Origin of the sequence: Belliella kenyensis (assembly GCF_022549675.1) — a bacterium.
Taxonomy (GTDB): domain Bacteria; phylum Bacteroidota; class Bacteroidia; order Cytophagales; family Cyclobacteriaceae; genus Belliella; species Belliella kenyensis.
Genome location: NZ_JAKZGR010000015.1, coordinates 84,089 through 101,766 on the forward strand (window position 1 = coordinate 84,089; position 17,678 = coordinate 101,766).

At 37.1% G+C, this 17,678-nt stretch carries 17 protein-coding genes; 8 read left to right on the forward strand and 9 right to left on the reverse strand.

Translation table 11 applies throughout. From position 1 onward, the window contains the following. Positions 1 to 64 precede the first annotated feature (64 nt). The 8 genes from MM214_RS15290 to MM214_RS15325 form a co-directional block, all read right to left on the reverse strand. Positions 65 to 2,524, reverse strand: coding sequence for a PIG-L family deacetylase (locus MM214_RS15290; RefSeq protein ID WP_241296667.1), 2,460 nt, complete (start codon positions 2,522 to 2,524; stop codon positions 65 to 67). A 142-nt stretch (positions 2,525 to 2,666) separates the two neighbouring features. Continuing rightward, entirely contained in the window at positions 2,667 to 3,878 is a 1,212-nt protein-coding gene (locus MM214_RS15295) for a tetratricopeptide repeat protein (protein ID WP_241296669.1), read from the reverse strand. A 19-nt stretch (positions 3,879 to 3,897) separates the two neighbouring features. Further along, positions 3,898 to 6,438, reverse strand: coding sequence for a DNA gyrase subunit A (gene gyrA / locus MM214_RS15300; protein WP_241296670.1), 2,541 nt, complete (start codon positions 6,436 to 6,438; stop codon positions 3,898 to 3,900). Positions 6,439 to 6,532: 94 nt separating this feature from the next. Then, positions 6,533 to 7,510: a hypothetical protein gene (locus MM214_RS15305; RefSeq protein ID WP_241296672.1), complete on the reverse strand. Its 978-nt coding sequence runs from the start codon at positions 7,508 to 7,510 to the stop codon at positions 6,533 to 6,535. 244 nt (positions 7,511 to 7,754) lie between these two features. Continuing rightward, positions 7,755 to 8,261 carry a hypothetical protein gene (locus MM214_RS15310; RefSeq protein ID WP_241296725.1) on the reverse strand — a complete coding sequence of 169 codons (507 nt, stop codon included), beginning with the start codon at positions 8,259 to 8,261 and terminating at the stop codon, positions 7,755 to 7,757. A 151-nt stretch (positions 8,262 to 8,412) separates the two neighbouring features. After that, positions 8,413 to 9,063: a ribulose-phosphate 3-epimerase gene (gene rpe, locus MM214_RS15315; protein ID WP_241296674.1), complete on the reverse strand. Its 651-nt coding sequence runs from the start codon at positions 9,061 to 9,063 to the stop codon at positions 8,413 to 8,415. A 51-nt stretch (positions 9,064 to 9,114) separates the two neighbouring features. Further along, entirely contained in the window at positions 9,115 to 10,755 is a 1,641-nt protein-coding gene (locus MM214_RS15320) for a S8 family serine peptidase (RefSeq protein WP_241296676.1), read from the reverse strand. Further along, the gene (locus MM214_RS15325; protein WP_241296678.1) at positions 10,742 to 11,425 is read right to left on the reverse strand and encodes a hypothetical protein; all 684 of its coding nucleotides are present in this window, start codon (positions 11,423 to 11,425) and stop codon (positions 10,742 to 10,744) included. Before MM214_RS15325 ends, MM214_RS15320 begins: the two co-directional genes overlap by 14 nt. Positions 11,426 to 11,508: 83 nt before the next feature. On the opposite strand from MM214_RS15325, the gene trpF reads away from it, so the two are divergent. Genes trpF through MM214_RS15340 form a run of 3 tightly spaced genes read left to right on the forward strand, consistent with a single transcriptional unit; the run spans position 11,509 to position 13,640 of the window. After that, a complete protein-coding gene (gene trpF, locus MM214_RS15330; protein WP_241296680.1) occupies positions 11,509 to 12,135 on the forward strand; it encodes a phosphoribosylanthranilate isomerase in 627 nt (208 codons plus the stop codon). A 19-nt stretch (positions 12,136 to 12,154) separates the two neighbouring features. Then, complete coding sequence (gene hemF / locus MM214_RS15335) at positions 12,155 to 13,045, forward strand: oxygen-dependent coproporphyrinogen oxidase (protein WP_241296682.1); 891 nt, start codon at positions 12,155 to 12,157, stop codon at positions 13,043 to 13,045. 10 nt (positions 13,046 to 13,055) lie between these two features. Next, positions 13,056 to 13,640: a phosphatase PAP2 family protein gene (locus MM214_RS15340; RefSeq protein ID WP_241296685.1), complete on the forward strand. Its 585-nt coding sequence runs from the start codon at positions 13,056 to 13,058 to the stop codon at positions 13,638 to 13,640. Here the strand turns inward: MM214_RS15340 and MM214_RS15345 are convergent. Then, a complete protein-coding gene (locus MM214_RS15345) occupies positions 13,628 to 14,221 on the reverse strand; it encodes a riboflavin synthase (protein ID WP_241296687.1) in 594 nt (197 codons plus the stop codon). The two genes, MM214_RS15340 and MM214_RS15345, sit on opposite strands and share 13 nt — an antisense overlap. A gap of 132 nt (positions 14,222 to 14,353) precedes the next feature. Between MM214_RS15345 and MM214_RS15350 the strand changes: the two genes are divergently transcribed. The 5 genes from MM214_RS15350 to MM214_RS15370 all read left to right on the forward strand — a co-directional run bounded on the left by MM214_RS15350 (position 14,354) and on the right by MM214_RS15370 (position 17,623). Beyond that, the gene (locus MM214_RS15350; protein WP_241296689.1) at positions 14,354 to 15,019 is read left to right on the forward strand and encodes a protein-L-isoaspartate(D-aspartate) O-methyltransferase; all 666 of its coding nucleotides are present in this window, start codon (positions 14,354 to 14,356) and stop codon (positions 15,017 to 15,019) included. An 80-nt stretch (positions 15,020 to 15,099) separates the two neighbouring features. Beyond that, the gene (locus MM214_RS15355) at positions 15,100 to 15,633 is read left to right on the forward strand and encodes an acyl-CoA thioesterase (protein WP_241296691.1); all 534 of its coding nucleotides are present in this window, start codon (positions 15,100 to 15,102) and stop codon (positions 15,631 to 15,633) included. A 69-nt stretch (positions 15,634 to 15,702) separates the two neighbouring features. Then, on the forward strand, positions 15,703 to 16,233 hold the full coding sequence (locus MM214_RS15360) for a hypothetical protein (protein ID WP_241296692.1): 531 nt from the start codon (positions 15,703 to 15,705) through the stop codon (positions 16,231 to 16,233). 11 nt (positions 16,234 to 16,244) lie between these two features. Then, positions 16,245 to 16,568: a DUF3817 domain-containing protein gene (locus MM214_RS15365; RefSeq protein WP_241296693.1), complete on the forward strand. Its 324-nt coding sequence runs from the start codon at positions 16,245 to 16,247 to the stop codon at positions 16,566 to 16,568. Positions 16,569 to 16,594: 26 nt separating this feature from the next. Beyond that, on the forward strand, positions 16,595 to 17,623 hold the full coding sequence (locus MM214_RS15370) for a hypothetical protein (protein ID WP_241296695.1): 1,029 nt from the start codon (positions 16,595 to 16,597) through the stop codon (positions 17,621 to 17,623). The last annotated feature ends 55 nt before the right edge of the window (positions 17,624 to 17,678 follow it).

The window sequence follows — 17,678 nt, forward strand, 5'->3', positions numbered from 1 at the left end:
AAACAAGGCAATCAAAAGCAATAGTGTTCCTGCTAAGATAAAATACCAGTTATTCCAATTTTGCTTATTTTCCATCTCCTTGCTCTATCAGGTTGACAAAAAGTTTGATTGCGCCTGGCACCCCCGCTGGTAAATGCCTGAACCATGAAATTCCTGAATAGGTATACGTTCCTTCTCCATATTTTGCATGTAGCAAAGCTCCTTTGGATGGTGCTTCTCCTGGGTCTTGCATCTCTAGAGGTGTGGTGTATTTTTGATCCCAATCTGCGGTAAAATACAAGCCTCTCTCCTGAACCCAGTCTTCAAAGTCTTTGGAGGTAATCTGTATTGGAGAGGTTAGTATTGGATGATCATAATCTGCAATTACAGGTGACTCTTCCACAGTGACCCTATCCCTTGATATAGCAAAAGGATATGGACCAAGATCTCTCGTCAAAAGTGGTGACGATGTATTGTATTGGACGATCAAGTTTCCTCCTTCTTTTACATAGTCCATCAATTGATCGACATTATTGGCTAAACTCTGATTGGTATTAAAAGCCCTGATACCGATGATCACAGTAGGATAAAGCTTAAGGTTAGCTTTATTGATACCCCCATTATCTATGATGTTGACCTCATAGCCCAAATATCTCAATACTTCTGGAACATCATCCCCTGCTCCCGCTATATAGGCTATCTTTTGAGCAGATGTAGTAAAATCAAACTTTATCAAATCAAATGATGCAGTTGTGAAATAAGTCAAATTTGGAATGTGTTTGTAAAGAATCCTATTGATATCTTGGTTATATAGCCTTCCATCTTCAGCTTTATAGGCCACAGTGACTTTGGTTTTCTCAGCCTTGGATGCAATCAATTCTACTTTAAAATTAATTTTCTTTCTTCTTTCATCTCTCTCTTCAGAAATGATTTTGTATTGAGATTTATCTAAGCCTTCCAACAACAGCACTCCTTTCAAAATATTTTGCTTGAAACTCACTTCTACTTCTATTGAAGGTTTTTGATCTTTCATTAGAAAAACCAAAGATTGATTTAATGAGACATTCACTTCTGGCACTATGGTTAGTGGTTGGTTGATTTCCCCATCCACTTGATCATTGTATTTGTACTTCAGAGGCAAGATAAGTTCTATCTTCTGACCTTGGATATTTAATTCTAAATTTGCAGCTATAGAAGGATGATTAATAGGAGGACCTATTTTGGTCAAGTCGGAGATGTCAAATAGGTTTTTGTCGATTGGCTTTTCCAACCAAAATGGTTGAGAAACAGGATAATCTTTTGGAATTTTTATAGATACTGGTCTTGTGATAGGTTGGTTTGGTTTGGTAGAGGTATTGAAATCCACGTTAAAAAGTTGATGCGTTGCTTTTAATAATTCGACTGATATTTGACTGGGATTGTTAAAGATAATTTCCCCAGCAATGGTTTCACCTGAATAAGCAATTTCTTTATTCACATTGAATTCTGCCTTGACTCCCAATGCATCCAAAATCAACTGATTGATAGCTTCTTTTTTTTCTAGGTACCAAATCTCATTCTCAGCATTGCTATCAATTAATTTTTTGATTTCAAGTAGTGCTTCTATGTTGTTTGAAACATTAATAAAATCAAAATTCTGCAGTGTTGCAGTTAGTTTATCCTGTATAACCTTACCATTGGGAACTTGACTCCATTTGCTTTCAACTCCTTCAAACGGATCATCTTTAAAAGTGTCGCCTTTCAACTGCTCAATGTGATCTTGTCCCATTCCAATCTGTGGTGTAGAGCCAAATCCTTGAGACTTGTGCATGGTCCTGCTATCGGCAGCTATTTGGGAATAAGTGGTTCCTAACAAAGGATTATAGTCTCCAACTGGAAATATATGGTATTTCTTATCCTCACTAGCCTCATATTGTCCACCCCAGCTGTATGCATTCCAAAACAATCTCTTTGGATTCCATATTTTGACCTTTGAGAGCTGATTAGAAAAAGATTTCGGATCTCCAGCTAAGTCAAAGGCCTCATAAGAAAGCATGGCCGAAGTAGTGTGATGCCCATGCGTAGTACCTGGAATCAAATTGAATCTATTTATGATAATATCAGGTTGAAAACTCCTTATTACCCAAATTACATCAGCCAAAAGTTTCTCTTTATCCCAATTATTTAGGGTTTCGTCAGGGATTTTGCTAAATCCAAAATCTAAAGCCCTAGAAAAAAATTGACGACCTCCATCTGTTTCTCGTGCCTTAAGAAGCTCGTGTGTTCTTATTAAACCTAGAGGTATACCTAGCTCTTTTCCTATTAAATTTTGTCCTCCATCTCCTCTTGTAAGTGAGAGGTAGGCTACTTGTGCATGTTCCCCATTAGCCAAGTATGAAATTAATCTTGTATTTTCATCATCAGGGTGTGCAGCTACAAAAAGTACTCTTTTCGTTTCTTGAAGTTTAAGCAGATCATGATAAAGTTTTGACGAAGGGTTTTGTGCAAAAGCAATACTTGATACCAGTTGAACTACAATCAAGCCAAAGGCTAATTTTCTAAACATATACTTAGGTTAATTTGAACGGTAAAAGCTAATAGAAGATTTAAAGATATAAAAACATTTTTTTACCAAAGGGTTTTGAATTATGTAAAAAAAAAGCCACCCATCATGGGTGGCTTTAATTTTCTATGATTTTGATCTAATATCAACCTTCATCTAGCCAATCTTCACCTAATAGTTTGATCAACTTTTGGTTATATTTTTCTTTTTCAGCTTCATTACCTAGTCTCTCGTGGATTTGGAATAGGATCTGAAGGATGTCGGTAGATTCAGGCTGAATTTCAGAAGCCCTTGTAAAGTAAGGAACTGCTTCTTTGTAAAGGTTTTCAGCTTCTTTATTCATTGCATCTGATTTCTTCTCCCATTCTTCATCAGAAAGAGCACCTACTTCATTGATGATTATTCTTGCTTTCTCCAAGTAGATCGCACCTGCATAGTTGTTACCTTCAAAGAATTTAGGATCAGCTTCTACTGATTTTTTGTATTGTTCCAATGCACCATCAAGATCACCAGATTGCTCTAGCAAGTAGCCATATCTTAAAAGGATACCAGGGTTTTTAGGATCATTTTCCAAAGCTGAAACCACAGAAGTCAAGGCTTCATCCATTTTGTTTAGCTGCAACAAAAGTTGAATTTCATATTCTGCTAATGTTTTATCAGAAGGATCGGCTTTTCTTGCCTCACCGATAAGTCTCAATGCTTCTTCAGGATCATTGTCTTCGCTATTGGCAATTTGGATCAAGAAATAGTAAGCATTCAATTTGTTATACTCCTCTACTTTCAATAACCTGGTGAAGAACTTTTTAGCCTCTGCTGATTTACCAAGATCATTTGCCAAATAGCCAGCGTTGAAGTTCATCGTAGTATCTGTAGGATCAATATCCGCAGCTAATGCGAAATACTCATATGCCATTTCAAAGTTGTCATCTTCATAAGTATCTATAGCTTTTCTAAATGATACATTTTTCAAAGTATAAATACCGTAAGGTCTAAGATTTTCAGGCATTCCATCTATATCTTCTTTGTAGACCTCTTTACCAACTTTTGAACTCTCATCATTATCGACCATTTTCATAGTGCTGTTGAAAGTTTCAAAAGCATCTCTACCCACATCTACAGTGGACATATCCTCTACCTCACCAGATTCAAACATTTTTGTTTGGATTTTTCCTTTCAAGAGATAATTGGAAGGATCGTCTTTAGTCTCTGGGTCTTGTAAAGCTTCATTAATTTCATCTAGGGCAGTAGTCAATTCTCCCTTCTTGAAATTTTTCTCAGCAGATTTCGCAACCTTTTTCTGAGCAAAACTCACAGAAACAAGACCTGCTAATGCGAACGATAGGATTAATTTTCTCATTTTTTTTCTTTAACTTAACTTAATTGTTTGGTTCCTCGGTTATATTGCCATCAGTCGCTGGATTTTCTCCATCAACATTAACATTCGATTCATCTTCTAATTCAACTTCAGACTCATCCTTTCTGATTTTTTCAACTGAGGAAATTTCGTCATTTTCACCCAATTTGATCAACCTTACACCTTGAGTCGCTCTACCCATTACCCTCAAATTTGAAACTGGAGTCCTTATCGTGATTCCTGATTTGTTGATGATCATCAGGTCATCAGAATCTACTACTTCTTTGATCGCTACCAATGAACCAGTCTTTTCAGTCACATTCATAGCTTTCACTCCTTTTCCACCCCTATTGGTAATCCTGTATTCATCCAAAGGAGATCTTTTTCCATATCCTTTCTCTGAGACTACTAAAAGGTTGGCATCTTCTCTCGAGGCACATACCATGCCAATTACATGGTCATTAACATTACTTAACGTTATGGCTTTGACACCTGTAGCTGTTCTTCCCATTGGTCTTACTGTAGACTCGTGGAAATGTATCGCTCTACCTGATCCAGCCGCAATGATAATGTGCGAATCACCATTTGTCATCTCCACTTGCATCAATTGATCCTCCTCTCTGATATTCAGTGCTATGATACCATTGGTACGAGGTCTTGAATATTGTTCAAGTGTGGTTTTCTTAATAATCCCTTTCTTGGTAACCATGACCAAGAAGTTATTATTGATGTAGTCCACATCGTTCAAATCACCCACTTGAATGATTGATCTGATTTTGTCTTCTGAGGTGATATTTATGAGATTTTGTATAGGCCTACCTTTGGAGGCCTTAGCACCTTCAGGAATAGCATAAGTCTTCAACCAGAAGAGCTTCCCGAGATCTGTGAAAATCAACAAATAGTTATGAGTGGAAGCGGTAAAGAGGTATTCAGTCCAGTCATCATCCTTCGTGGTAGCACCCCTAGAGCCTACCCCTCCTCTACTTTGAGTCCTATATTCAGTCAAGGCAGTCCTTTTAATATATCCTTGATGAGATACAGTGATTACCACTTCTTCATTTGGGATCATATCTTCATAACTGAAATCTTCAGCGTTATGCTCTATGACAGTTCTTCTTGGATCACTATATCGATCTTTCATCTCGGTAAGTTCATCCTTGATGATCTGCATTCTCTTGTCTTCATTGGCAAGGATCTCCTTCAGCTCTTCGATCAACTTCATTATCTGATCATATTCTTCTTGGATCTTCTCACGCTCCATACCCGTCAATCTCTGCAGCCTCATATCCAAGATTGCTCTGGCTTGTATCTCGCTCAACTCGAATCTTTGCATCAAGCCATTTCTTGCTGTCTCTGGATCTCTAGAGCTTCTGATCAAAGAAATCACTTCGTCCAAATTGTCCAAAGCTATCAGGTAACCTTGCAAAATATGAGCCCTCTTCTCGGCTTCTCTTAGTTCATATTCCGTACGTCTCACTACGACTTCATGGCGGTGACTTACGTAATGAACGATCATGTCCTTTAGGTTCAAGGTATGTGGTCTACCTTTTACCAAAGCCACATTATTTACTGAAAATGAGGTTTGTAACTGCGTCTGCTTATATAGATTATTTAATACTACATTAGAGATAGCATCTCTTTTCAGTTCATACACTATTCTCATTCCTTGACGGTCAGATTCATCTCTTATCGCAGAGATCCCATCAATCTTTTTCTCATTGATGAGTTGGGCAGTTTTCTCGATCATACTGGCTTTGTTCACCAAATATGGAATTTCGGTAATGATAATCATTTCTTTACCGCTATCCTTAGTTTCGATTTCTGCCTTACCTCTTACGACTATGCGTCCACGACCTGTCTCAAACGCCGCCTTTACTCCGTTGTATCCATAAATAGTAGCACCTGTTGGGAAATCTGGAGCAATAATGTGCTCCATAAGCTCAGCAACAGTAATGTCTCTATTGTCAATGTAAGCAATGATACCATCTACTACCTCTCCAAGGTTGTGAGGAGCCATATTAGTAGCCATACCTACTGCAATTCCAGAAGCTCCATTCAGTAGTAAAGCTGGAATTTTTGCAGGCAGAACAACTGGCTCTTTCAAAGAATCATCAAAATTCAATTGAAAATCAACTGTTTCCTTATTGATATCAATCAACAATTCTTCGGCAATTCGTTTCAACCTCGCTTCGGTGTAACGCATAGCAGCGGGATTATCTCCATCTACTGATCCAAAGTTGCCTTGACCGTCTACGAGTGGATATCTTAAGGACCAGGGTTGAGCCATACGGACCATCGTCTCATATACCGCAGAGTCACCGTGAGGGTGATACTTACCTAGCACTTCCCCTACTATCCTAGCAGATTTCTTAAAAGGTTTGTTGTGTAAAACTCCCAATTCTTGCATTCCGAATAAAATCCTTCGGTGAACTGGTTTTAGTCCGTCTCGGACATCTGGAAGTGCTCTGGAAACAATGACCGACATCGAATAATCGATGTAAGCTCCACGCATTTCTTCCTCAATGTTAATTGGTATGATATTCTCGTTTTCTCCTTGAGCCATATTTATCTATTCTCAATAAGCTTGCAAGATAATAAAAAGTATATGGTTTTGAAACATGAATTTTACATACTAATAATTGGGTTTTATTAGATTTTTAGTACCATTGACCAACTTTCCTATTTTGGAGATTCCAGATCGAGCTACCCCTGTATTCGACACCATCATGTAAGTGCTTCATTACCACACCACAACCTTGCACTTTGCATCGTTTTGTCCCTGGCATACTGATAGACATCCCAACTTGTAACCCAAAAAGTTGTTGTTTAATAGGTTGAAATTCTTCTATGATCAGACCAGAATAAGATGCACTCCTGAACTCTGCCCCTCCTTTGACAAAGAATCTAGCATACTCAGAAAACTCCCTTTCTATCCTCAAAGCCACCCCATAGTAGGGTTCATTGTTTACAACCAGCCTCTGATCGGGCAAAGTCCTTGGATAAAGTTGACCATACTCTCCTTCCAAGACAAATCTCCATGGATAGTTTTGACGCATTCTTTGGTTCTTTTCTGATTGCATATACGTATTTTGAGTAGCATATTTTTTATACTTCCATTTCAAAAAACTTATTCTCCTTTTGGCATCGTAAAGCACCAAGCCAAAGGTTCCAAAGACTTTATCGTAAGTATATCCTAGCTGGTCAAAGCTAAAATCATAATCACTGCCTATCATCACTGACTGCTGCCCCATTTCACGCCCATAGCCTCCCCCGACTACAAATATGTCGAAGAGATTCAATTTTACCCCAACATTGATGGGTACATTAAATCCTGACCCAGAAAAATTAATTGTATCATTCATAGTGATATCTCTTCTCACATCCGTGTTGCGTACCTGTGTTATTGGAAAATCATCAGGATGATTCGTATTAAAGTCCATGCTATTCATTAAGTAGTTTCCCCCAGAAGAAAGTTCAAAACTAAAATTACTGATAGCTTTTCGAAATGTATTTCCTAAATTACTATCACTCATTCTCCCTTTTTTGGCTTTGGTATCAATGCCAAAATAATCCTCTTGCCCATGAGATTGTGATAAAAGAAAAAAGAATAAGATGCTTAGAATTTTCGATTTCATATTCATACCCGATTACAACGGTAGATTTCTTATTTTAATGTGGTAAAAATGCATAAAAAAAAGGTCTTCTGGTTGAAGACCTTTTAAAATTTGAATATTTAATGTATGTATCCGCTATAATTTTTTAAGTGTGTTGTTAAATTATACTAACATCACCCCTGAATCAACATCCAATCAGCTCTTAATGTAAAAATAGCTTTACTTAGAACAGAGGAATCTTTGCAGATAGATACAATATCATTGATTATAATGACTCATCCTCAGATGTAGTATCAACTTCTTTAGTTTTGTATTCAGCTATCAAAGAATCTACTTTTTCTTTCACTTCCGGATCTTCTTTTATCGCTTTGTTGACTTTGTTGTAAGTGGCTGCACCTAGCACTTCTTGATCCATGATCAAATCAGTCTTGTATTGTCTCGCATCGTCACCAATAGAAGCTATAAAGTCTTGAATTCTTTGAAATTCTGCCTTCTCTTCTTCCGTCACATTGATTTCTGCAAGTTTTTCTTCGTTTCCCCAAGCGGCTTTGATCTCGTTATATCTTGCCCCACCTCCTTCAATGATGTCATTTGATTTAATCATTTCTTCCATTTCTGCCTGCTTATTTTGAATAAATTTCGCAAACTTCGCTTCCATTAAAGCAAACTTCTCCATTTCTTCCACAGTCACTTCTTCTGCATCTCCTTGTGCGTTCACTTGCACACTGATCATTCCTAACATCAAGAAGGCTAGTACAAATACTCTTTTCATCATGACAATTCTCAGATTAAGTTTTTAATAAAATTCAATTTACAAGAAAATGTTTAAAGCTCATTTTCACAAGGAATTGTACAAAAACCTTGCCTTAAAAATTGTTAAAAGGCAAATACTTCTGACTGAAGGAAGATTTTTATAATAAAATTTATAGAGATTTTAATGTTCTAATAGTATCTATAGGATCAGAAGAATTAAAAACAAAGCTGCCTGCAACCAATACATCAGCCCCTGCTTCAATGAGTAATGGCGCATTTTGTTGATTTACTCCACCATCTATTTCTATCTCTGTGCTTGCGCCTTGTTCAATAATGATCTCCTTAAGTCTCCTTACTTTTGCATATGTATTCTCAATGAACTTCTGTCCGCCGAAGCCTGGATTGACAGACATGATACAAACCAAATCAGTTTCTTTGATGACATCTTTGAGTAGTTCTACTGAAGTGTGTGGATTGATAGCAATCCCAGCTTTACACCCCAATTGCCTGATTGCCTGCAAGGTCCGGTGTAAATGTGTACATGCTTCGTAATGAACCGAAATGATGGCAGCACCTGCCTCCTTGAAAGCAGTAAGATATTGATCTGGATTAGCAATCATAAGATGTACATCAAGTGGCTTCTTGGCATGTCTATTGACTGCCTCGGTTACAGGTATACCAAAAGAAATATTGGGTACAAACAATCCATCCATGATATCTACATGTATGTAATCCGTGTCGGATGCGTTGAGCATCTCTATCTCCTTTTGAAGATTGGCAAAATCTGAGGCTAAAATCGAAGGTGCAATTTTTACTGGCATGCTTAGCAAATTTTATTTTGCTGCAAAGGAAACAAAAAAGTCATTACTCCCCTATTTTTTGATCAATTTTGTCCGCTTGATTACCTTACCAGATTGTGCTTCTATGATATATACTCCTTGAGAGAGCATAGGAAGTTCGATTTCAAATGGTCCATCAATTCGATCTCTTTGCATGCTTCCCTCTATTACGACTTGCCCAGAGAGATTCTTTAAGACATAACTTCCTGAATATTCATTTCCAATCAATACATTCAGGTTGTTTCCTGAGATAGGATTTGGATAAACCTTCCATACTTCCTCCTCTTTGGGATTCTCTATATCTAATACCCTTCCATAATAGGCATAATGGAAATGCGGTATTCCATATCCAAGCCTATTGTCTGGAGAATCAGCCTGAGTAGCACTTTGAATCAGTGCTTCTATCAATTGATCTTTGTTCCATTCAGGCTTTGCTTGCCACAATCCGGCTGCCAATGCGGCGATTTGTGGGGCAGAAAATGAAGTCCCATTGGCTCTATTGACAGCACCGCTGGATCTGTATAAAAAAACTCCTTCTCCCAAAGTCGAAAGTTCTGGCTTGATTCTTCCATCTGCTGTAGGACCTTGTGAACTAAAGGCGGCCATTTCTCCTGAAGAATTTGTAGCACCGATACTCAAAATACCGCTAGCATCCGCAGGAGCAGTAATTGAGGAAGCTCCTCTTCTTCCGTAATTACCCGCACTATTGACTACCAAGATACCTCTACTTGCTGCTATAGCAGCACCCTGACTAATTACCGCTGTCTTGCCATCCAGATCATCCTGTATATAATCCATACTAGAATCATCAAAATCTAAATATCCAAGTGAGGAATTGATGATATCTACTCCCAAGCTATCCGCATAAGCCGCTGCTTTCACCCAATTATATTCTTCTATTCGATACTCGGAATCATTATCCTCTGTGATACATAGAATATAGGAAGCTTCTGGAGCACCAGACATTAAAGAACCTTCTTGATTTGCACCTATAAGTGAGAGGACGTTAGTTCCATGCTGATGCTTGGTGTAAATATTATCATTTGAAAGATCAACAAAATCCTTTGATGCAATGATCTGTTTATTATCTACCAAGTGTTTCAAACCATCTATCGTATCTACGGATGGAAATCCAGCATCAAAAACTGCAATCAAAATGCCGTTTCCTTTGAAACCCAAATTATGCATTTCATCTATGCCCAAAACTCCGTTTTGAAATCCATAAACTTGCTCATTGATCCTATTACTTTTTAAATTAATTTTGAATTGCAGACCTTTTTTGATTTTCTGAATTGCTTTGCCACCATTTCCTTGGTTGGGTGCTACCAGCACTACTTTATCTACAAATTCCAAGTTGGCCACATCCGCTAGTTGCTCATCATTCAATGTTACTAGTGAAGCATTCAGCCAACTTATATGATAAAGCATCTCATGAACAAAAGGTCTAATTCCTTCAATATAAATTGGAGAAACTGGTAAATCTAAAGAATCTAGTTCTATTCCGTATTTTGTCCTGCGCTCGATTGCTTTGGGAGAAAGGAAAGCTTCTGGTTCTTCAAGTGAAAAAGTTTCTTGAGGCTTATGCTTAAAATGCACTGCATACTTATGCTGGGAAAAAACCATTCCGTTTACACCAAAGCAGATTAAAAATAAGCAAATTCTAATTTTTCCCATAGTTGATAATTTTCATATGGATCATACTTCCAGACTCTTCTATTTGCTGCCCTAAGCAATCGTTTCTTGTACAATAGCTTATTACTTCACTATAGTATTCAATCATCCCGATTCCTTTGGCAAAAACTTCGTAGCGAATGTCTCTCGATGTGATCAAGTCATCGTCATCCTCTTGCAAAACTCTTGCCGCTTGAGAATAGGTAACATTATTTAAATCATAAGATCCTAATAAATCAATTTGAAAAATCTCAGAAGGATTAGAAGAATAAATTTTCGCATCCCACTGACTCCCTTGTCTGGGTGGAAATGGGAATTTTACAACCCTCTCATTTTGTTCCATCCTTATCAATGCCCTATTTCTGACAAAAAGTGCATAGTTTCCTACACCTTCGTAGTCATTGCGCGTATTACCTTTTGACCTTAATATTACAAATACTTCAACTCCCTCATCATTGATAAAAGTATAATCGACCCTATCTTTTATAAAATATGAATTGGTCTCTTCATCATTTTCACCAAATACAATTCTCTCGTCTACCTCATACTCCCAAAACAACCCTTCCTCTAATGGTTGAAAATCAAGTCCGATATCATAATTGGGCTGCTCAACTTCCCTACAACCCAAGAAGAATAAACAAACACACAAGAACTGGACTAAATATCTATACATAAACAAGGCTTCTGAAGGCTAAAAATACGTTATTCGAACGAAAACCTTTACCTTAGCAGATAGAAAATAAAAATAAACATAGCATGGCTCTCAAGACTTTTGTTAAAATCAGCAATATCAACAATCTAAGTGATGCACGATACTGTGCAGGTATGTATGTAGATTTGATGGGCTTCAACCTTGAAAACAATCACAAAGATTTTGTTGCACCTGAAAAGTATAAAGAAATTACAGACTGGATTTCAGGTGTGGCTTTTGTTGCAGAGTTCGAAACATCTCACCCAGATTCTATTTTAGAATTAGTAAAATCTTACCCAAATTTGACATCTATAGAGGTCAAGGAAGAATTTCATATCAAAATGCTTGTCAATTCTGGATATGGTATAATTTGGAAAGTAGATGTGAAAACTCTTGATGATTTTGATGATTTGATTGCTAAAGCCGAATCTTACAAAAACTTTGACGTGGTCTTGCACTTGTCTAGTGATACACTCGAATTAGATGATGCCATAATTTCAAAAATAAAATCATTGGCTTCATCTTGCAATGTTTTATTAGGTTTTGGTATAGAAACGAAAAACATCACAAATATCATAGATGAGACAAATATAAAAGGCATTTGTCTCAAAGGCGGAGACGAAATCAAACCTGGGATAAGGGATTTTGATGAATTGGCAGATATTTTAGAATCATTGGAAATCGAAGATTAATCCTCAGCTGAACAGAAAAATGAATAAAGAAAAAATAGCAGAAGACTTTCGTAAAATTCAAGATCATATTTGCAAAGAGCTAGAGCAGGAAGATGGTAAAGCGACGTTTCATGAAGACCTTTGGTCAAGACCAGAAGGCGGAGGTGGGCGAACGAGAATTATTCAAGATGGTAATATCATAGCAAAGGGAGGAGTGGCATTTTCTGCTGTAGAAGGCCCTACTCCGAAAAAAATTCTCGAGAAACTTCAACTTGATGATGCAGATTTTTTTGCTACTGGCGTATCCATAGTCATTCACCCTAAAAGTCCAATGGTACCTATCATACATATGAACATTAGGTATTTCGAAATGAGCAATGGAGTAAGGTGGTTTGGAGGTGGAATAGACCTTACCCCGCATTACGTAGATGAAGCTGATGCCAGATACTTTCACCAAGCAGTGAAAGATACATGTGATCAATTCGACACCTCTTACTACCCAAAATTCAAGAAATGGGCAGATGATTATTTTTTCATTAAACATAGAAATGAAACTAGAGGTATCGGAGGGATATTCTTTGATCGTCTAAGTGCAGATGATGAGGCAGAAATGATTCAAATCTTTGAATTTGCCAAAGCAATTGGCTATCTGTTCCCTACAGTATATCGCCATTTTATGAAGAAGAACAGTGTGATTGCTTATGGAGAAAAGGAAAAACAATGGCAAGCTTTGAGGAGAGGTAGGTATGTGGAATTCAACTTGGTATGGGATGCGGGCACCAAGTTTGGTCTTGATACCAACGGTAGAACAGAAAGTATACTGATGAGCATGCCTCCGATAGCCAACTGGCAATACATGCATGAGCCCGAATTGAATTCGAGGGAAGCACATACGCTTTCATTATTGAAAAAGGGTATAGACTGGGTATAAATCAATCGCCATGCTAGAAACTATTAAGAACTGGGATGAATCGCTCTTCATTTACTTGAATAGCTTTCATGATGATTTTTTTGATCCCATCATCTTCCAACTTACCCATACATGGCCTTGGATTCCTTTATACATTCTCCTTTTGATACTTATTCTCAAAACCCACGGGAGGGCTTCTTGGTGGGTTTTGATAAGTTTAGCATTGACAATATTGATAGCTGATCAATTCACATCCGGATTCATGAAACCATTTTTTGAACGACTCCGTCCATGTCATGACCCGAAGTGGGAAGGTATAGTACATAATTTTGGAAGATGCGGTGGGCAATTTGGTTTTGCATCTTCTCATGCCTCTAATAGTTTTGCCATCGCTACCTTTATGATGCTTTCAGTAGGAAAAAAGTACCCGAAAATTAAATGGTTGCTTCTTTGGGCATTCTTTTTTTCTTACACTAGAGTGTATTTAGGTGTGCATTATCCAGCTGACATCATAGTAGGTGGACTAGTCGGTATCCTATCGGCATGGTTGGCATACCATGCTATCCACACGGTATATCTCCAGTATATTGTCCATGAAAAAGATCAAGATTCATAACCCCTTATGATTCGCTGAATGTATTTCCCAATCACATCAAATTCTAAATTAACCATATCGCCTATTTTCAGTTGGTGAAAGTTAGTAAACTCATAAGTGTAAGGAATAATAGCTACAGAAAACCTTCCGTTTTTTGAGTTAAAACACGTCAAACTCGTTCCATTTACTGTAATCGAGCCCTTCTCCACAGTAATATTTCCCGAAGATGCATCAAAAGAAAAATCAAAAATCCAAGAACCGTCAACTTCCGAAATATTCTCTACTACTCCTGTTTGATCGACATGTCCTTGAACAATATGTCCATCAAACCTTCCATTTGCTGGCATACACCTCTCCAAGTTGATCTTTTTACCTACACCCCAAGACTGAAGATTAGTTTTTTTCAAAGTCTCATCTATGGCAGTGACCTTGTAAATATCACCTTCTATTGCTACTACTGTAAGACAAACTCCATTATGGGAGACAGATTGGTCTATTTTCAACTCATTGGTTATAGCTGATTGAATTTCAAAGTGAAAGTTTGTGCCCTCTTGCGTGATTTCTTTGATTTCTCCTAGGGTTTCTACGATTCCTGTAAACATCTATATGGTATTTTTAAGCTTAGTGATTTAACTTTTTAAGCCAGATTGATCAATATTGATTCAAATTAAGCCATTTTTAACCTTAACTTAGCACTTTCGATTTAAGTTTCTCAAAATACATTCAATTTATACATGCTCAAACTTGAGGATACCTATAGGCACAAGGGACAACGCAATGCATTAGTAAACCTTCTTAGACAGAAAGGCATCAAAAATGAAGCAGTATTAGACGCCATCAATACACTGCCAAGACATTTCTTTTTTGACACAGCACTAGATTCTCATGCCTACGAAGACAAAGCATTTCCTATAGGAGAAGGACAGACGATATCTCAACCATTCACAGTAGCTTTCCAATCAGAACTTTTGGATGTAAGACATGGAGACAAAATCTTGGAAATCGGGACAGGTTCTGGATATCAAGCCACCATCTTGCATTTACTTGGAGGTACAGTGCACAGCATAGAATATCAAATCAAGCTGTATGAAAAAACCAAAAAATTTCTCACCAAACTAGCTATACCTATTCACTTCTATCATGGAGATGGATCCCAAGGACTCCCTTCTCAAGCTCCATACGACAAAATAATAGTTACAGCAGGAGCACCAGTAGTTCCAAATGCTCTTCTTCATCAATTGAAAATAGGTGGGATTCTGGTCATACCAGTAGGAGATAGAAAAAGTCAAAAAATGATGAAACTCACGAAAAAAACTGAAAAGCAAATCATTCAAGAATCTTTTGACAACTTTGCCTTTGTTCCATTACTTGGAGCTGACGGATGGAAAACAAACAGGTGATTCAAAACAATATTTTGATTTAAATTCATTTTAAAAGCATAGTGAATTTAAATTTTGTATTTTTGTAAAAAACAATCTTTATGACACGTAAGAAACTCGCCCAACAATCTGAAGTGATTATGACCGAAATGGTCCTGCCTAATGATACGAATACTTTGAATAATCTAATGGGAGGTAAATTGATGCATTGGATGGATATAGTAGCTGCCATCGCTGCTCAAAAACATTCCAATAGGATCGTAGTAACTGCTGCCGCCGATAGTATTTCCTTCAAGCATCCTATCGCATTGGGTAATGTGGTTACCCTTAAAGCTAAGGTAACAAGAGCTTTCAATTCGTCCATGGAGGTCTTTATTGAAGTATTTGCAGAGGATATTCCAGCAAATAAAAAAATAACAACCCACAGGGCTTTTTTCACTTTTGTGGCTGTAGATCAAGGTGGAAGACCAATAGAGGTTCCTGAAGTTGAGCCAATATCTGAGGAAGAAATTGAACTATATGAAGGAGCACTTAGAAGAAGACAACTGAGACTCGTACTTGCTAAAAGAATGGACCCCAAAGATGCCGTAGAGCTCAAATCCATCTTTGAAATTGATGACAAATCTTCAAACTAACTGGAGTTTTAAAGGATAATGCTTAGCTTAGACTTTTAGAAATGTCTAAGCTAATTGCTATCCTGTACAATGGAAAATTTGAATTTAAAACACTTCAGTTTATTTCTTGATGATCATACAGTTTTGGTAAAAGAAGAAATCCCAAAGCTACTCGCAAACATGATCAATACAACCTTAAGTTATGATTCTGATGATATGGAAGATGAAGCAGTGTCTGATGCTCTTATCTTTGAGGGAAATTATGAAAAAGCGATCATGATAATCTATCAAGGAAGTCACCTTGAACCAGACCTGAGAGCGTTTCTTTTCAAAATACTAGGTGCAGTGGGCTGTTCCTTAAAAGACATTGCCCTGGCAGCATCAGAGTCAGTTGAAGAAGTAAGTGCAGAAAGCGTAGATGCCTTGAGCCCTAATAAAATCCTTGTATTTGGCAAGCTAAATCATCCAATATCAAAATTCAATCAAAATTTCTACGAAATCATCAATGATAATGGAGTAGAATATCTATTTGCAGATGATCTCAAAGATGTCAATACCAATGTGAATCTAAAAAAGTCTCTTTGGACTGCATTACAAGTACTTTTTGGAATCAAATCCTAATTAATATTTACATGAACTACACCGACGCACAAACTAAGTGGCTTAAAAGATTTAGAAAAATAAGTATCGCTGAAGGATTGTCATTTTTGATACTTCTTTTCATTGCTATGCCCTTGAAGTACATTTTTGATGTGCCTATGGCTGTGACAGTGGTAGGTTGGATTCATGGTCTTCTATTTGTCATATATATCTATGTGATATTTCCCACTGCCAAAAAACTGGATTGGTCTTTTGGCAAAACCCTTTTTGGACTCATTGCCTCGGTCTTACCTTTTGGTCCATTTATTTTTGATCGAAATCTAAAGAAAAAAGAAAAAGAAGTAATTTCATCTTAAATGATTTTTAACTAGAGTGAATTGCTATGGCTTTGATCAGTAAGAAAAAAATAGTATTCCCTATAAGTTCAAAATTGAGAGAATATCTCAATGCCTATGGTAGAGAAGTAGATTTTCCGATACATTACAAGGATCTGCTAAGGTATAGTAGCTCTATCCCACTCTACGATTCCAAAGGAAATGATACTCTATGGGAAACAGTATTTTTCAATGAATCTGATAGAGAAGAAATTCATTACAACATCAAAAAAATCTATGCATTGCTAAAAGCGGAAGGAGATATTTCTGTGATGAATCACCTCTATGTAGATAGGATTGATCTTTGTGTATATGGAAATACTCAGCCATTCAGAGTAAGAATTGTTAATAGAATCAATGACAACTTTGATTACTTTTATGTAAAAAATGCTGATGCTTCAAGGGTCTACGGTTTAGAATTAGAGCATCTTCTATCTCCAAACAGGATCTCATACCTGGTGCATAATAACACGCTCATAGAAGAGCATATAGCTGGTATTCCAGGTGAAATGTTCATGAAGCTGCATATCCATGACCATACCCTGAATCCTATCCGACTGGCCAAAGAATTTGTGAAATTTAATGAGCGCTGCTTTGTCAGGTTGCTTGGGGATATGCATTCTTCCAACTTTGTCATAGATGTGACGCCAGATTTTGAAGAGACACATTACAGGATTAGAGCTATAGACTTTGATCAACAATCCTATGAGGGAAAGAAATCCATTTACTTGCCACAGTATTTCAAAGAAAATAACGCACTCATTCAACTTGGAATCAAGCACATTACCGCCGAATCTATGATACAATATCAAAGAGAAGAACGTGCACTCATAGCCAATAGGCTCAAATCCTCTCCAAAGGAAATAGAAGGTATACTACATAGCATGGAAAATGACAGTATCTCCAAACCAGAAAACATTGAACATTTGAAAAATGATTTGGCAAAACATTATAGTTATCCCAAATTCCTGAAATGCCAAAATATGGGTGCTATTTTGAGGGAAAGTTTGGATCAAGTATTAACAAAAAAGGACTAGCCTATAAAAAAAACAGCAATTTTATATTTCTATAAAATTGCTGTCCAAAATCATT

What these genes read in the sequence shown, in the direction of transcription:
- gyrA (WP_241296670.1), bottom strand. Translation starts at nt 6,438, where the DNA reads ATGGCTCAAGGAGAAAACGAGAATATCATACCAATTAACATTGAGGAA.
- MM214_RS15310 (WP_241296725.1), bottom strand. Translation starts at nt 8,261, where the DNA reads ATGAAAAGAGTATTTGTACTAGCCTTCTTGATGTTAGGAATGATCAGT.
- trpF (WP_241296680.1), top strand. Translation starts at nt 11,509, where the DNA reads ATGGCTCTCAAGACTTTTGTTAAAATCAGCAATATCAACAATCTAAGT.
- MM214_RS15305 (WP_241296672.1), bottom strand. Translation starts at nt 7,510, where the DNA reads ATGAAATCGAAAATTCTAAGCATCTTATTCTTTTTTCTTTTATCACAA.
- MM214_RS15340 (WP_241296685.1), top strand. Translation starts at nt 13,056, where the DNA reads ATGCTAGAAACTATTAAGAACTGGGATGAATCGCTCTTCATTTACTTG.
- MM214_RS15325 (WP_241296678.1), bottom strand. Translation starts at nt 11,425, where the DNA reads ATGTATAGATATTTAGTCCAGTTCTTGTGTGTTTGTTTATTCTTCTTG.
- MM214_RS15320 (WP_241296676.1), bottom strand. Translation starts at nt 10,755, where the DNA reads ATGGGAAAAATTAGAATTTGCTTATTTTTAATCTGCTTTGGTGTAAAC.
- rpe (WP_241296674.1), bottom strand. Translation starts at nt 9,063, where the DNA reads ATGCCAGTAAAAATTGCACCTTCGATTTTAGCCTCAGATTTTGCCAAT.
- MM214_RS15365 (WP_241296693.1), top strand. Translation starts at nt 16,245, where the DNA reads ATGAACTACACCGACGCACAAACTAAGTGGCTTAAAAGATTTAGAAAA.
- MM214_RS15290 (WP_241296667.1), bottom strand. Translation starts at nt 2,524, where the DNA reads ATGTTTAGAAAATTAGCCTTTGGCTTGATTGTAGTTCAACTGGTATCA.
- MM214_RS15345 (WP_241296687.1), bottom strand. Translation starts at nt 14,221, where the DNA reads ATGTTTACAGGAATCGTAGAAACCCTAGGAGAAATCAAAGAAATCACG.
- MM214_RS15360 (WP_241296692.1), top strand. Translation starts at nt 15,703, where the DNA reads ATGGAAAATTTGAATTTAAAACACTTCAGTTTATTTCTTGATGATCAT.
- MM214_RS15370 (WP_241296695.1), top strand. Translation starts at nt 16,595, where the DNA reads ATGGCTTTGATCAGTAAGAAAAAAATAGTATTCCCTATAAGTTCAAAA.
- hemF (WP_241296682.1), top strand. Translation starts at nt 12,155, where the DNA reads ATGAATAAAGAAAAAATAGCAGAAGACTTTCGTAAAATTCAAGATCAT.
- MM214_RS15350 (WP_241296689.1), top strand. Translation starts at nt 14,354, where the DNA reads ATGCTCAAACTTGAGGATACCTATAGGCACAAGGGACAACGCAATGCA.
- MM214_RS15295 (WP_241296669.1), bottom strand. Translation starts at nt 3,878, where the DNA reads ATGAGAAAATTAATCCTATCGTTCGCATTAGCAGGTCTTGTTTCTGTG.
- MM214_RS15355 (WP_241296691.1), top strand. Translation starts at nt 15,100, where the DNA reads ATGACACGTAAGAAACTCGCCCAACAATCTGAAGTGATTATGACCGAA.